Source organism: Kitasatospora sp. NPDC085879 (assembly GCF_040686255.1).
Lineage (GTDB): Bacteria > Actinomycetota > Actinomycetes > Streptomycetales > Streptomycetaceae > Kitasatospora.
This window is the reverse complement of the sequence record NZ_JBFBJZ010000021.1, coordinates 119,707-134,907: the sequence shown is the minus strand read 5'-3', so window position 1 is coordinate 134,907 and position 15,201 is coordinate 119,707. Positions and strand designations below refer to the sequence as shown.

Annotated in this window: 9 protein-coding genes; 6 read left to right on the top strand and 3 right to left on the bottom strand. The window is 70.8% G+C overall.

Annotated elements, in window-relative coordinates; translation table 11 throughout:
• Positions 1-88: 88 nt before the first annotated feature.
• A complete protein-coding gene (gene pepN / locus AB0P35_RS18310) occupies positions 89-2,674 on the bottom strand; it encodes an aminopeptidase N (protein ID WP_363511760.1) in 2,586 nt (861 codons plus the stop codon).
• Positions 2,675-3,010: 336 nt separating this feature from the next.
• On the opposite strand from pepN, the gene AB0P35_RS18305 reads away from it, so the two are divergent.
• The 6 genes from AB0P35_RS18305 to AB0P35_RS18280 all read left to right on the top strand — a co-directional run bounded on the left by AB0P35_RS18305 (position 3,011) and on the right by AB0P35_RS18280 (position 11,510).
• Positions 3,011-4,207 carry an ROK family transcriptional regulator gene (locus AB0P35_RS18305; protein ID WP_363511758.1) on the top strand — a complete coding sequence of 399 codons (1,197 nt, stop codon included), beginning with the start codon at positions 3,011-3,013 and terminating at the stop codon, positions 4,205-4,207.
• A 209-nt stretch (positions 4,208-4,416) separates the two neighbouring features.
• On the top strand, positions 4,417-5,511 hold the full coding sequence (locus AB0P35_RS18300) for a substrate-binding domain-containing protein (protein ID WP_095872801.1): 1,095 nt from the start codon (positions 4,417-4,419) through the stop codon (positions 5,509-5,511).
• A 187-nt stretch (positions 5,512-5,698) separates the two neighbouring features.
• Entirely contained in the window at positions 5,699-6,487 is a 789-nt protein-coding gene (locus AB0P35_RS18295) for an ATP-binding cassette domain-containing protein (protein WP_179419351.1), read from the top strand.
• Positions 6,484-7,776, top strand: a complete 1,293-nt coding sequence (locus AB0P35_RS18290; protein ID WP_095872799.1) for an ABC transporter permease — start codon at positions 6,484-6,486, stop codon at positions 7,774-7,776. The genes AB0P35_RS18295 and AB0P35_RS18290 overlap by 4 nt, the downstream gene beginning before the upstream one ends.
• A 183-nt stretch (positions 7,777-7,959) precedes the next feature.
• Positions 7,960-9,867 carry a 1-deoxy-D-xylulose-5-phosphate synthase gene (dxs, locus tag AB0P35_RS18285; RefSeq protein WP_363511755.1) on the top strand — a complete coding sequence of 636 codons (1,908 nt, stop codon included), beginning with the start codon at positions 7,960-7,962 and terminating at the stop codon, positions 9,865-9,867.
• Between the two features lie 128 nt (positions 9,868-9,995).
• Entirely contained in the window at positions 9,996-11,510 is a 1,515-nt protein-coding gene (locus tag AB0P35_RS18280; RefSeq protein WP_257019011.1) for a glycosyltransferase family 39 protein, read from the top strand.
• A 120-nt stretch (positions 11,511-11,630) separates the two neighbouring features.
• Here the strand turns inward: AB0P35_RS18280 and AB0P35_RS18275 are convergent, their stop codons facing one another.
• Positions 11,631-13,757, bottom strand: a complete 2,127-nt coding sequence (locus AB0P35_RS18275; protein WP_363511753.1) for a 3-hydroxyacyl-CoA dehydrogenase NAD-binding domain-containing protein — start codon at positions 13,755-13,757, stop codon at positions 11,631-11,633.
• A gap of 2 nt (positions 13,758-13,759) precedes the next feature.
• A complete protein-coding gene (locus tag AB0P35_RS18270) occupies positions 13,760-14,977 on the bottom strand; it encodes an acetyl-CoA C-acyltransferase (RefSeq protein WP_363511751.1) in 1,218 nt (405 codons plus the stop codon).
• Between the last annotated feature and the right edge of the window lie 224 nt (positions 14,978-15,201).

Below are 15,201 nucleotides of genomic sequence, written 5' to 3'. Positions count from 1 at the left end.
GGGACTCCGGGATCATCGCGGCCATCACGAAGTAGAGCACCGCGGGCAGGACGCAGATGCCGAGCATCCACTGCCAGGCCTCCAGCGCTCAGGCGCGGCGCTCGCCGGCCGCGCGGTCGGCGGCCTGCGCCTTCAGGGCGCGCTCGATGCCGGCCCGGGACTCCACGACCTGGCGGCGCAGCGCCGGCGCCGGGTCGGCGGAGGCCAGCCAGGCGTCGGTGGCGTCCAGGGTGGCCTGCTCGACCTGGTAAGCCGGGAACAGGCCGACGATGATCTGCTGCGAGATCTCGTGGCTGCGGCTCTCCCAGACGCCCTTGACCGCGGCGAAGTACTTCTCGCGGTAGGGGGCGATCAGCGCACGCTGGTCGGCCTGCTGGAAGCCGCCGATGACGGCCTCCTGCACGTAGTTGGTGAGCTTGTCGGACTCCACCACGGAGGCCCACGCCTCGGCCTTGGCCCCGGCGGTCGGGCGGGCGGCCCGGCAGCTGGCGGCGTGCTCCTGACCGGAGGAGGTGTTGTCGCGCACCAGCTCCTCGTCCACGGCCTTGTCGTCGGCGCGGCCGGTGGCGACCAGGCGGGCCAGCAGGCTCCACCGCAGCTCGGTGTCGACGGCCAGGCCCTCGATCGTCTCCGAGCCGTCGAGCAGGTCGGCCAGCAGGCCGAGCTGGGCGTCGGTGCGGGCGGCGGCGGCCAGGGCGCGGGCCCAGGCGAGCTGGTGGTCGCTGCCGGGGGCCGCGGCGCGCAGCCGCTCCTCGGCGGCGGCGGCCCAGCGCTGCAGGCCCTCCTCGCGCCAGGCCGGGTCGGCGTACATCTCCAGGGCGAGCTTGACCTGGCGCTGCACGGACTGGACGACGCCGATGTCGGACTCGCGCTGCAGGCCGGAGAGGGCGAGCGACAGGTAGTCGCGGGTGGCGAGCTCGCCGTCACGGGTCATGTCCCAGGCGGAGGCCCAGCACAGGGCGCGCGGCAGCGAGTCGGTGAAGTCGCCGAGGTGCTCGGTGACGACGGCGAGCGAGTCCTCGTCGAGGCGGACCTTGGCGTACGAGAGGTCGTCGTCGTTGAGCAGCAGGACGGCGGGGCGGTGCCGGCCGACCAGCTCGGGCACCTCGGTGCGCGGGCCGTCGACGTCCAGCTCGATCCGGTCGGTGCGCACCAGGGTGTCGTCGACCAGGTCGTAGAGGCCGATCGCGATCCGGTGCGGGCGCAGCACGGCCTCGCCGCGGGCGCCGGCGGGCAGCGCGGGGGCCTCCTGGAGGATCGCGAAGGACTCGATGTCGCCGTCGGTGTTGATGTGCAGCTCGGGGCGGAGCAGGTTGATGCCGGCGGTCTCCAGCCAGGCCTTGGACCAGGTCCTCAGGTCGCGGCCGCTGGCCTCCTCGAGCGCGCCGAGCAGGTCGGGGAGGGTGGTGTTGCCCCAGGCGTGGCGCTTGAAGTACGCCTGCACGCCCTTGAAGAAGGCGTCCTGGCCGACGTAGGCGACCAGCTGCTTGAGCACCGAGGCGCCCTTGGCGTAGGTGATGCCGTCGAAGTTGACCTGGACGTCCTCCAGGTCGTTGATCTCCGCCATGATCGGGTGGGTGGACGGCAGCTGGTCCTGCCGGTACGCCCAGGTCTTCATCTGGTTGGCGAAGGTCGTCCAGGAGTTCGGCCACTTGGAGCCGGGGGCCTCGGCCTGGCAGACGGCCTCGGCGAAGGTGGCGAAGGACTCGTTCAGCCAGAGGTCGTTCCACCACTCCATGGTCACGAGGTCGCCGAACCACATGTGGGCGAGCTCGTGGAGGATGGTCGCGGCGCGCATCTCGTAGGAGGCGTCGGTGACCTTGGAACGGAAGACGTACTGGTCGCGCAGGGTGACGGCGCCCGCGTTCTCCATCGCGCCGGCGTTGAACTCCGGCACGAACAGCTGGTCGTACTTGGCGAACGGGTAGGCGAAGTCGAACTTCTCCTGGAAGTAGTCGAAGCCCTGCTTGGTGACCTCGAAGATCGCCTCGGCGTCCAGGAACTCGCGCAGCGAGGGACGACAGTAGACGCCGAGCGGCACCCGCTGGTCGCCCGCGGCGTACTCGTCGAAGACACCCACGTAGGGGCCGGCGACCAGGGCGGTGACGTAGGTGGACATCCGCGGGGTGGGCTCGAAGGCCCAGGTGCGGGTGGCGCCCTCGCCGGCCGGCTCCGGGGTGGGGGAGTTGGAGACCACGACCCAGCCCGCGGGGGCGGCGACGGTGAACCGGAAGGTCGCCTTGAGGTCGGGCTGCTCGAAGGCGGCGAAGACGCGGCGGGCGTCCGGGACCTCGAACTGGGTGTAGAGGTAGGTCTCGCCGTCGACCGGGTCGACGAAGCGGTGCAGGCCCTCGCCCGTGTTGGTGTAGGCGCAGTCGGCGACGACCCGGAGCTCGTTCTCGGCCTGGACGGCGGGCAGCGCGATCCGGCTGTCGGCGAAGGCGGCGAGGTCCAGCGCCTCGCCGTTCAGCACGATCTCGGACACGCTCGGCGCCACCAGGTCGATGAAGGTGGCGGCACCCGGGGTGGTGGCGGAGAAGCGGACCACGGTGGTGGACCGGAAGGTGCCCCCCTCGGGGGCCGAGCCCAGGTCGAGCTCGATGTCGTACGACTCCACATGCAGGAGTGCGGCCCGGGTACGGGCCTCCTCACGGGTCAAGTTGGTGCCAGGCACTCGCAGGACTCCTTTGTCAGGCTTGGTTGGGGGCATCCTTTCACGCCCGTCCCCCGCGCGGACCTGCGATTTCCGGGGCTGTCGGGCGGTCCGGGCGTTCGGCTACGACACTCGACGTAGGGCGGCGGCTGAGGTTTCGCAACGATCTGCTTTCGCCCTTGACTCTGTATTGCGGACTTGGCTGAGCTTAGAGTTCAGAAGTTGAAGATGAACGCCCGGTTGAGGATTCGACACCGCAGGGTGACGGCCCGGCCGGCCACAACGAGCTCCGCCGCAAGGGCGCGGCAGGGACGGGAGCGGTCGGGTTCCCGTGCCCTGGGAGGGTGAATCATGTCGATGGACACGCCGGGATCGCAGTCCTCACTGCACCGGGCGAACCTCGAAAGGGTGCTGCGGGCCGTGCGGATGGCCGGCTCGCTCACCCAGGCCGAGATCGCCAGGTCCACAGGGTTGTCGGCGGCAACGGTGTCCAACATCGTCCGCGAGCTGAAGGAGAGCGGCACCGTCGTGGTGGCCGACACCTCCTCAGGAGGCAGACGGGCGCGCAGTGTCTCGCTCAGCGGGGACGCCGGGATCGTGGTCGGCGTCGACTTCGGTCACACCCATCTGCGGGTCGCGGTGGGCAATCTGGCGCACCGGGTGCTGGCCGAGGAGAGCGAGCCGATCGACACCGACGTGTCGGCGCAGCAGGGCTTCGACCGGGCCGAGGCGCTGGTCGGCCGGCTGCTCACGCAGGCCGGGTTCCGGCCGGACAAGGTGATCGGAGTGGGCCTCGGCGTGCCGGGCCCGATCGACGTGGAGACGGGTGCGCTCGGCTCGACCGCGATCCTGCCGGGCTGGACGGGCGTCAACCCGGGCCGGGAGCTCTCCCAGCGCCTGGGCATGCAGGTGTACGTGGACAACGACGCCAACCTGGGCGCGCTGGGCGAGTTGGTCTGGGGCGCGGGCCGTGGGCTGAGCGACCTGGCCTACATCAAGGTGGCCAGCGGCGTCGGCTCCGGACTTGTCATCAACGGCCAGATCTACCGGGGCCCCGGCGGCACCGCGGGCGAGATCGGGCACATCACGCTGGACGAGGCCGGGCCGGTCTGCCGCTGCGGCAACCGGGGCTGCCTGGAGACCTTCGTCGGTTCCCGCTACCTGCTCAACCTCTTGAACGCGAGCCACCCCGGCGAGCTGACGCTGAACAAGGTGGTGCAGCTGGCGCAGCAGGGCGACCTGGGCTGCCGACGGGTCATCGCGGACGCCGGGCGGCAGATCGGCTCCGGTGTGGCGACCCTGTGCAACCTGCTGAACCCCCGTCGGGTGATCCTCGGCGGCGAGCTCGCCGAGGCCGGTGAGCTGGTGCTTTCCCCGATCCGGGACTCGGTGGCGCGGTACGCGATCCCGAGCGCGGCACGGCAGCTCTCGGTCGTCCCGGGCACGCTCGGCGGCCGGGCCGAGGTGCTCGGCGCGCTGGCGCTGGTGATGAGCGAGATGGGCGAATCGGGCGCCATCCGGCATACCGGATTGGCGTCCGCGTCCAGCGCCTGAGCGGGTTCCGGGCGGGTCCGGAGCCGCCCTGAGCTGGGACGACGGGCGGGGCCGAGGTCGTTTGATCTCGGCTTCGCCTTCAGGAAGATAACGAAAAGGTTCGAATCAGCGCAGTTGCGGTTTTACTTATTGACGACAAGGTGTGGGCCGGGTTGACTCCACTCAACCTCGCCGCAATGTTGCGGCTCTGTCAGGGAGGCACCCCCACCATGAACGCAATGATGCGTCGCGCTGTCATCGGTACCGCTGCTGTCTCGATGGCCCTCTCCATGGCCGCCTGTGGCAAGGCCGGCAGTGACAAGAAGGACGACGCCAAGGGCGGCGACAGCAAGTCGATCGGCCTGCTGCTCCCGGAGAACGCGTCCTCCGTCCGCTACGAGTCCTTCGACAAGCCGTTCATCGAGGCCAAGGTCAAGGAGCTGTGCGGCGACTGCACCGTCAAGTACAGCAACGCCGAGGGCTCGGCCGCGAAGCAGAAGCAGCAGTTCGACACCCTGATCGCCCAGGGCGTCAAGGTCATCATCCTGGACGCCTTCGACGCGGCCTCGACCCAGTCCTGGGTCAAGGAGGCGGCCGCCAAGGGCGTCAAGGTCATCGCGTACGACCGTCTGGCCACCGGCCCGGTCTCCGCCTACGTCTCCTTCGACAACGAGAAGGTCGGCGAGCTGCAGGGCCAGGCCCTGCTGGACGCCCTGGGCGCGAAGGCCGCCGAGTCCAACATCGTCATGATCAACGGTGACGACGCCGACCCGAACGCCGGCAAGTTCAAGTCCGGTGCGCACAAGGTCCTCGACGGCAAGGTCAAGAAGGTCGTCTACGAGCAGTCCGGTGAGTGGAAGCCCACCGTGGCCGGCCAGAAGATCGGCGCCGCGATCACCCAGCTCGGCAAGGACGGCTTCCAGGCCGTCTACTCCGCCAACGACGGCATGGCCGCCGCGATCATCACCCAGCTGAAGTCCGCGGGCATCAACGTCCCGGTCGGCGGCCAGGACGCGGGCCTCGACGCCATCCAGCGCCTCGTCACCGGCGAGCAGTCGTACACCATCTACAAGGCGTACAAGCCGCTGGCCGACTCGGCGGCCGAGCTCGCCGTCGCGCTGCTGCAGGGCAAGGACGTCAAGGCCGTCGCCTCCTCCAGCATCGACAGCGACACCGACAAGGGCATCCCGGCCAAGCTGCTCGACCCGAAGGTCGTCACCAAGGCCAACATCAAGGACACCGTGATCGCCGACAAGCTGTACACCGTCGCCGACATCTGCACCGGCACCTACGCCGACGCCTGCAAGACCGCGGGCCTGCAGTAAGTCCACCCGGGTGGGCGCCCCGAGCCGGGGCGCCCACCCTGCGGCGAGGCCGGCCCCTTCCTCCGTGGCGGGACCCCGGAGGTCCCCGGCCGGCCCACCCCCTTTCTCGCACTAACCTTCGCGCCCGGGTCGGCGCGCGGCAGGCCGTGTCATGCCCATATCCGGGGGCGGGCGCGGCATGAAGGAGATGGTTCACGTGACAGGCGCACCCGTACTGGCGTTGCGCGGTGTCTCCAAGCGCTTCGGTGCCGTCCAGGCGCTCACCGATGTGCATCTGGAGGTCCACGCCGGCGAGGTGGTCGCCCTGGTCGGCGACAACGGTGCAGGCAAGTCGACGCTGGTGAAGACGATCGCCGGCGTGCACCCCATCGACGAGGGCGCGATCGAGTGGGAGGGCACCAAGGTCTCGATCAACCGGCCGCACGACGCCCAGGCCCTCGGCGTCGCCACCGTCTACCAGGACCTCGCACTCTGCGACAACCTCGACGTGGTCGGCAACCTCTTCCTCGGCCGCGAGCTGCGCCGCTTCGGCGCGCTCGACGAGGTCGCCATGGAGAAGCGCGCCAAGGAGCTGCTCGACACCCTGTCGATCCGCATCCCCAGCGTCCGCATCCCGATCGCCGCGCTCTCCGGCGGTCAGCGCCAGGTCGTCGCGATCGCCCGCGCCCTGGTCGGCGACCCCAAGATCGTCATCCTGGACGAGCCCACCGCCGCCCTCGGCGTCGAGCAGACCGCCCAGGTCCTCGACCTGGTCGAGCGCCTGCGCGACCGCGGCCTCGGCGTCATCCTGATCAGCCACAACATGGCCGACGTCAAGGCCGTCGCGGACACCGTCGCGGTGCTCCGCCTGGGCCGCAACAACGGCGTCTTCGAGGTGGCCAGCACCTCGCACGAGGAGATCATCTCCGCCATCACCGGCGCCACCGAGAACGCCGTGACCCGGCGTCAGGCACGTATCGCGGAGGAAGCGAAGTGACCACCGACCAGACCACCAACGACGCCACGGAGAAGGCCCCGGAGCAGGCGGCCGCCCCGGCCGCGCCCGCGGTCGACCCGCGGCTCCTCGTGCGCGAGGCGGGCTTCGCCGGCTACCTCCAGGAGTTCAAGCGCAAGATGAAGAGCGGCGACCTGGGCTCCGTCCCGGTCGTGCTCGGCCTGATCCTGATCGGCGCCATCTTCCAGGGCATCACCGGCGACTTCCTGAACGCCGACAACCTCACCAACATCACCAAGTGGATCGCCGGCCCCGGCCTCATCGCCGTCGGCATCGTCTTCGTGCTGCTGCTCGGCGAGATCGACCTGTCGCTCGGCTCGGTCGCCGGCGTCTCCGCGGCGATAGCCGCCGTCCTCTCGGTGCGCTCCGGCCTCAACGAGTGGCTCGCCTGCCTGATCGCCATCGCCGCCGCGGTCGCCATCGGCGCCCTGCACGGCTTCTTCTTCGCCAAGATCGGCGTCCCCGCCTTCGTCGTCACCCTGGCCGGCCTGCTCGCCTGGAGCGGCCTGCAGATGTACGTCCTCGGCGACAAGGGCACCGTCAACGTCCTGAACGACGGTGTGCTCGCCAACCTGGACACCTACTTCCTCGGCGACGGCGACGTCGCCTTCACCTGGGGCTTCGCCGTCCTCGGCATCGCGCTCTTCGGCGCCGGCCAGTTCCTGGACGCCAAGCGCCGCGGCGACGCCGGCCTGCCGGCCCGCCCGATGAGCGAGATCGCCCTGCGCACCGGCGTGATCGCGGTGATCGGCCTGGTCGCCGCCTACATGCTGAACCAGGACCGCGGCCTGCCGCTGCCCCTGGTGATCTTCCTCTCGATCGTCGTCATCACCGACTTCGTGCTCCGCCGCACCTCCTACGGCCGGCAGATCTTCGCGGTCGGCGGCAGCGTCGAGGCGGCCCGCCGGGCCGGCATCAACGTCGCCTGGGTGCGGATCTCGGTCTTCATGATCTCGGCCGGCATGGCGGCCCTCGGCGGCCTCTTCATCGCCTCCCAGCAGGGCTCCGCCGACAAGCTGCTCGGCAGCGGCAACGTCCTGATGAACTCGATCGCGGCGGCCGTCATCGGCGGCACCAGCCTCTTCGGCGGCCGCGGCAAGACCTGGTCCGCCCTGCTCGGCATCCTGGTCATCCAGTCGATCATCACCGGCCTCGACCTGGTGCACGTCAACCAGGCGATCCAGTACATGATCACCGGCTCGGTGCTGCTCGCCGCGGTCGTGCTCGACTCCGTCTCCCGCCGCACCCAGAAGTCCAGCGGCCGGGGCTGACGACACGCCCGGAGCAGTGTGAGGCCCGGCACCCGAACCGATCGGGTGCCGGGCCCCGTCATGTCCTAGCGGAGCCCCCATGCGCCGCATGGTGTCCGCCAGCCGGACATTAGACTCTTGCAGTCGGGGAAGCCCGGCCAGGCCGGACACCGAGGTCTGGGAACAGTGAACGAGGAGGAACGGGTGGCCCTGCTGACCCGCATTAGGGGACCGCGCGATCTCGACCGGCTCACCCCGGCGCAGCTGGCCGACCTGGCCGAGGAGATCCGCGGGTTCCTGGTCGAAGAGGTCTCGAAGACCGGCGGCCACCTCGGCCCGAACCTGGGCGTGGTGGAGCTCACCATCGCCCTGCACCGGGTCTTCGACTCGCCGCGCGACCGGATCCTCTTCGACACCGGCCACCAGAGCTACGTGCACAAGCTGCTCACCGGCCGCCAGGACTTCTCCCGGCTCAAGATGAAGGGCGGCCTCTCCGGCTACCCCTCGCGCGCCGAGTCCGAGCACGACGTGATCGAGAACTCGCACGCCTCGACCGTGCTCGGCTACGCCGACGGCCTCGCCAAGGCCAACCAGATCCAGGGCCACGAGGACCGCCCGGTCGTCGCCGTCATCGGCGACGGCGCGCTCACCGGCGGCATGGCCTGGGAGGCGCTCAACAACATCGCCGACGCCAAGGACCTGCCGGTCGTCATCGTCGTCAACGACAACGAGCGCTCGTACTCCCCGACCATCGGCGGCCTCGCCAACCACCTCTCCACCCTGCGCACCACCCAGGGCTACGAGCGGTTCCTGTCCTGGGGCAAGGACGCGCTGCAGCGCACGCCCGTCGTCGGCCAGGCCATGTTCGACACCCTGCACGGCGCCAAGAAGGGCCTGAAGGACTTCATCGCCCCGCAGGGCATGTTCGAGGACCTCGGCCTCAAGTACATCGGCCCGATCGACGGCCACGACCTGGTCGCGCTGGAGTCCGCGCTCGCCAAGGCCCGCGGCTTCGGCGGCCCGGTCATCGTGCACTGCATCACCGAGAAGGGCCGCGGCTACCACGCCGCCGAGAACAACGACGAGGACCGCTTCCACGCGGTCGGCGTCATCCACCCCGACACCGGCCTGCCGGTGAAGACCTCCGGCAAGGACTGGACCTCCGTCTTCGGCGAGGAGATGGTCGCCCTCGGCCGCGAGCGCAAGGACATCGTGGCGATCACCGCCGCGATGCTGCACCCGGTCGGCCTCGCCCCCTTCGCCAAGGCCTACCCGGACCGGATCTTCGACGTCGGCATCGCCGAGCAGCACGCCGCCGTCTCCGCCGCGGGCCTCGCCACCAACGGCCTGCACCCGGTCGTCGCCGTCTACGCGACCTTCCTGAACCGCGCCTTCGACCAGGTCCTGATGGACGTCGCCCTGCACAAGCTGGGCGTCACCTTCGTCCTCGACCGGGCCGGCGTCACCGGCACCGACGGCGCCTCCCACAACGGCATGTGGGACATGTCGATCCTCCAGGTCGTCCCGGGCCTGCGGCTCGCCGCCCCGCGCGACGCCGACCAGGTCCGCGCCCAGCTCCGCGAGGCCGTCGAGGTGCCGGACGCGCCCACCGTCGTCCGATACTCCAAGGGCACCGTCGGCCCCGCCGTCCCCGCGATCGGCAAGGTCGGCGGCATGGACGTGCTCCGCGAGAGCGGAGAGCAGGGCGGCGACCGGCGCGCCGACGTCCTCATCGTCTCCGTCGGCGCGATGGCCCCGATCTGCCTGGAGGTCGCCGAACTGCTCGACGCCCAGGGCATCACCTCCACCGTCGTCGACCCGCGCTGGGTCAAGCCGGTCGACAAGGCCCTGCCCGGCCTCGCGGCCGAGCACCGGGTCGTCGTCACCGTCGAGGACAACGGCCGCGTCGGCGGCGTCGGCTCCGCGATCGCCCAGGCCCTGCGCGACGCCGACGTCGACCTGCCGCTGCGCGACTTCGGCATCCCGCAGGAGTTCCTCGACCACGCCAAGCGCGAGGAGATCCTGGCCGAGATCGGCCTCACCGCCCCCGACATCGCCCGGCAGACGACCGCCCTGGTGGCGCGCCTCGACGCGCAGCCCGTCCAGGCCTGACGCCCGCCCCCGCCCCGGCCCCGGGTGCCCGCGCACCCGGGGCCGCGGCATGCCCGAGAACAGGAGCCCCGGTGCGGATCCCGGGACCGACGCGCCCGCCGGCCGGAGCGCCCGGTAGGTTGTCACCCGTGCCCACACCGACCACCAGCCGCCCGTCCGCCATGACCGCCCGCCTCCGCGAGCAGGTCCGGACGGGCTACTGGACGAGACTGGTGCCGGTCCTGGCACTGCTCGCCGTGGTCACCCACATCCCGTCCTTCCTGCGCCCGGTGTGGAGCCCGGACGAGGGCTACCTCGCCACCCAGGCCCGGATGCTCGCCGACGGCGGGGTGCTCTACGACACCGTCGTCGACCGCAAGCCGCCGCTGCTGCCCTGGCTCTACCAGGCCTGCTTCGCGCTGTTCGGCTCCGGTTCGCTCTGGCCGCTGCGCACCCTCGCGATCGTCGCCCACCTCGCCACCGCGATACTGCTGGCCTCCATCGCCCGCGGCCGCTGGGGCAACCGGGCCGGCGGCGCGGCCGGCGTGCTCTACCTGCTGCTGTCCATCGGCCTCTCGCCGGAGGACACCCAGGCGGCGACCTTCGAGGTCTTCATGCTGCCCGCCATGGTGGCCGCCTTCCGGTACGCCGAGCGGCGCCGCTGGCTGGCCGCCGGCATCGCGGTGGCGCTCTGCTCGCTGACCAAGCAGACCGGCGGCGCCGTGCTGCTGCCGGTGCTGTGGATGCTGCTGCAGGACGCCCGGCGGCGCGGCGTGCGCTGGCCCCCCGTGCTGGGCGCCATCGGCCTCGGCTTCGCGCTGCCGATAGCACTGGTCGCGCTGATCCTCACCAAGCCCAAGGGCTTCCTGTTCTGGGTGGTCACCGGCAGCGGCGACTACGCCTCGCTCGGCGGCGCCTGGCTGCAGATGACCGGCCGGGCGCTCGGCAACTCGGCGATCCTGCTCGCCGCCGGCCTCGGCTTCGTGGTGCCGATCGGGTACCGGCTGTGGCTGCGGCGCGGCCGCCGCAGCGTCCCCGGGGCGGGGGAGGAGCACGGCTCCACCACCGACCTGGGGGTGTGGCTGCTGTCCTCGGTGATCGCGGTCAGCGTCGGCTTCCACTTCTTCGGCCACTACTACCTGCAGCTGATGCCGCCGCTGGTACTGCTGGGCGTCGGCGCGGTCTCCACCTCGGCGGTGCGCTGGCGTCCGGTGCTCACCTACTCGGCGGTCGCCTGCACCTTCTTCTGGGGCCTCGCCGTGTTCTGGCCCGGACAGAAGCTCACCCAGACCACCGAGGTCGCCACCGCGGTCGCCAAGCAGACCACCCCCAAGGACACCGTGCTGGTCTGGGGCATGCACCCCGAGCTGTACTGGCTGGCCGACCGCAGGCCCGCCAGCCGCTACCTGACGGCCGGATTCCTGACCAACTTCAGCGGCGGCAAGGACGGCCAGAAGGTCGGCGAGCAGTACAGCGTCAGCGAGGCCTGGCAGACCTTCGACCAGGAGCTCGCCGCGAAGGGCCTGCCCGAGATCGTCGTCGACGACTCCGGCACCGCCCCCTACCAGCCGCTGCTGATCCCCCGGATCGAGAGCATGCTCGACACCCACTACGAGGTGGTCGGCGTCACCGGCGACACCGTCATCTACCGGCTGAAGAAGTAGCAGCCCGCCCCGGCGCCTTCAGGCCGCCCGGCCTCCGTGCCGTGGCGGCCTCTGAGCGGCCCCGGGACGCGCGAAGGCCCCCCGCCTCCAGGCGGGGGGCCTTCGTCGTCGCTAGGGGCCTCAGGCGGGCACGGAGGCCACGCCCTGGGCGAGGAAGCGCTTGCCGTTCACGCGCTCCGCGACGCCCTCGCGGTCCAGGTACGGCGTGATGCCGCCCAGGTGGAAGGGCCAGCCGGCGCCGGTGATCATGCACAGGTCGATGTCCTGCGCCTCGCCGACGACGCCCTCGTCCAGCATCAGGCCGATCTCCTGCGCCACGGCCTCCAGGGCGCGGGCGAGGACCTGCTCCTCGGTCAGCACGGTGTCGCCGAAGGACAGCAGCGCGAGGACCTCGGGGTCGAGGACCTGCTGGCCGTCCTGCCAGACGTAGAAGCCGCGCTTGCCGGCCTTGACCAGCTTGGTGAGGTTCTCGGAGACGGTGTACCGCTCCGGGAAGGCGGCGGCCAGGGTCTCCGACACGTGCAGGGCGATGGCCGGGCCGACCAGCTCCAGCAGCACGATCGGGGACATCGGCAGACCGAGCGGCAGCACGGCCTTCTCCACCGTCTCGATCGGGGTGCCCTCGTCGATGGCGCCCTGGATCGCGTCCATGAAGCGGAGCAGGATCCGGTTCACCACGAACGCCGGGGCGTCCTTGGTGAGGACGGCCGTCTTCTTGAGCTTCCGGGCGACACCGAAGGCGGTGGCCAGCGAGGCGTCGTCGGTCTTCTCCGCGCGGACGATCTCCAGCAGCGGGAGGATCGCGACCGGGTTGAAGAAGTGGAAGCCGACGACCCGCTCCGGGTGCTCCAGCTTCGAGGCCATCTCGGTGATCGACAGCGAGGAGGTGTTGGTCGCCAGGATGGTGGTCGGCTTGACCACGGCCTCCAGCTCGGCGAAGACGTTCTGCTTGACGCCCATCTCCTCGAACACGGCCTCGATGACGAAGTCCGCGTCGCCGAAGGCGACGGCCTTGTCGAGGTGGCCGGAGACCAGGCCCTTGAGCTTGTTCGCCTTGTCGCCGTTGATCCGGCCCTTGGCGAGCAGCTTGTCGACCTCGCCGTGGACGTAGCCCACGCCCTTGTCGATGCGCTCCTGGTCGATGTCGGTCAGCACGACCGGCACCTCCAGGCGGCGGGCGAACAGCAGCGCCAGCTGCGAGGCCATCAGGCCCGCGCCGACGACGCCGACCTTGGAGACCGGGCGGGCCAGCGACTTGTCCGGCGCGCCGAAGGGGCGCTTGGCACGGCGCTGCACCAGGTTGAAGGCGTACAGGCCGGCGCGCAGCTCGCCGCTCATGATGAGGTCGGCCAGGGCCACGTCCTCGGCGTCGAAGCCCGCCTGCAGGTCCTGGTCCTTGACCTGCTGGATGATGTCCAGCGCCTTGTAGGCGGCGGGGGCGGCGCCGTGCACCTTGCCGTCGGCGACCAGGCGGCCCCAGGCGACGGCGTCGTCCCAGGCCTTGCCGCGGTCGATCTCCTCGCGCTCGACGACGGTCTCGCCGGTGAGCACGGAGGCCGTCCAGTGCAGCGACTGCTCCAGGAAGTCGGCCGGCTCGAAGATCGCGTCCGCGATGCCGAGCTCGAACACCTCCTTGCCCTTGAGCTGCTTGTTCTGGCTCATCGAGTTCTCGACGATGACCTTGACGGCCTTCGCCGGGCCGATGAGGTTCGGCAGGATGGTGCAGCCGCCCCAGCCCGGGACGAGGCCCAGGAAGACCTCCGGCAGCGAGAACGCCGGGACGCCGGAGCTCACGGTGCGGTAGGTGCAGTGCAGGCCGACCTCGACGCCGCCGCCCATCGCCGCGCCGTTGTAGTAGGCGAAGGAGGGGACGGGCAGCGCGGCGATCCGCTTGAAGACGTCGTGGCCGCCCTTGCCGATGGCCAGCGCGTCGCTGTGCTCCTTGAGCACCTCGACACCCTTGAGGTCGGCGCCGACCGCGAAGATGAACGGCTTGCCGGTGATCGCGACCGCGGCGACCTTGCCCTCGGCGGCCTCGGCCTCGACCTGGTCCAGCGCCTCGGAGAGCTTCGCGAGGGAGCCCGGGCCGAAGGTGGTCGGCTTGGTGTGGTCGAAGCCGTTGTCCAGGGTGATCAGCGCCAGCTTGCCGGCCTGCTTGGGCAGGTCGAGGTGGCGGACGTGCGCGGTGGTGACGACCTCGCCGGGGAACAGCTCGGCGGCGCGCTTCAGCAGCTCGGTGGTGCTCACGGTCACTTGTTCCCCTCGAAGTGCGGGTTCTCCCAGATGACCGTGCCGCCCATGCCGAAGCCGATGCACATGGTGGTCAGGCCGTAGCGGACGTCGGGGCGCTGCTCGAAGCGGCGCGCCAGCTGCGTCATCAGGCGCACGCCGGTGGAGGCCAGCGGGTGGCCGTAGGCGATGGCACCGCCGTACGGGTTGACGCGCTCGTCGTCGTCGGCGATGCCGTAGTGGTCGAGCAGCGAGAGCACCTGGACGGCGAACGCCTCGTTGATCTCGACGGCGCCGATGTCGTCGATGGTCAGGCCGGCCTTGGCCAGCGCCTTCTCGGTCGCCGGGACGGGGCCGATGCCCATGACCTCGGGCTCCACGCCGGCGAAGGCGTAGGAGACCAGGCGCATCTTGATCGGGAGGCCGAGCTCCTCGGCGACGTCCTCGGCGGCCAGCAGCGAGGCGGTGGCGCCGTCGTTCAGGCCGGCCGCGTTGCCCGCGGTGATGTTGCCGTGCGGGCGGAACGGGGTCTTGAGGTTCGCCAGCGACTCCATGGTGGTGCCCGGGCGCATCGGCTCGTCCGTGGTCGCCAGGCCCCAGCCGGTCTCGCCGACCTCGGGGTTGGTGTTGCGGATCGCGATCGGCACCAGGTCCGGCTGGATGTCGCCGTTGGCGTACGCCTTCGCGGCCTTCTCCTGGGAGCGCACGGCGTAGGCGTCGCAGCGCTCCTTGGTGATGTGCGGCAGGCGGTCGTGCAGGTTCTCGGCGGTCATGCCCATGAACAGGGCGGACTCGTCGACCAGCTTCTCCGACACGAAGCGCGGGTTCGGGTCCACGCCCTCGCCCATCGGGTGGCGGCCCATGTGCTCGACGCCACCGGCGATGACGATGTCGTACGCGCCGAAGGCGATGCCGCCCGCGGTGGTGGTGACGGCGGTCATCGCGCCGGCACACATGCGGTCGATCGCGTAGCCCGGGACGGACTTGGGCAGACCGGCGAGCAGGCCGGCGGTGCGGCCGATGGTCAGGCCCTGGTCACCGATCTGGGTGGTCGCGGCGATGGCGACCTCGTCGATGCGCTCGACGGGCAGTTCGGGGTTGCGGCGCACCAGCTCACGGATGCACTTGACGACCAGGTCGTCCGCGCGGGTCTCGTGGTAGATGCCCTTCGGGCCTGCCTTGCCGAACGGGGTGCGGACGCCGTCGACGAAGACGACGTCCCTCGCGGTACGAGGCACGGGGGCTCTCCTCCCAGGGGACATGACGTTAAGTGCAGTCCGCACGGCTCACGGGTGGAGCGGCGCTGCTTCAGAGTCATGCTACCCGCCGGTAACTACCTTGCCCAGGGGCCACGCCCCCCGGACGGGGTGTGTCTCCGGACACGTCGGTGAACCGGCGGGTACGGAAAACCCGGGGGCGCGTGGGGGCACCTCCCGGCCATCGGCCGAAAGGTGCCCCCACG

Bases quoted from the DNA above. Each gene is read 5' to 3' on its own strand.
- AB0P35_RS18295 (WP_179419351.1), top strand. From the start codon at position 5,699: ATGGTTCACGTGACAGGCGCACCCGTACTGGCGTTGCGCGGTGTCTCC.
- AB0P35_RS18305 (WP_363511758.1), top strand. From the start codon at position 3,011: ATGGACACGCCGGGATCGCAGTCCTCACTGCACCGGGCGAACCTCGAA.
- AB0P35_RS18300 (WP_095872801.1), top strand. From the start codon at position 4,417: ATGAACGCAATGATGCGTCGCGCTGTCATCGGTACCGCTGCTGTCTCG.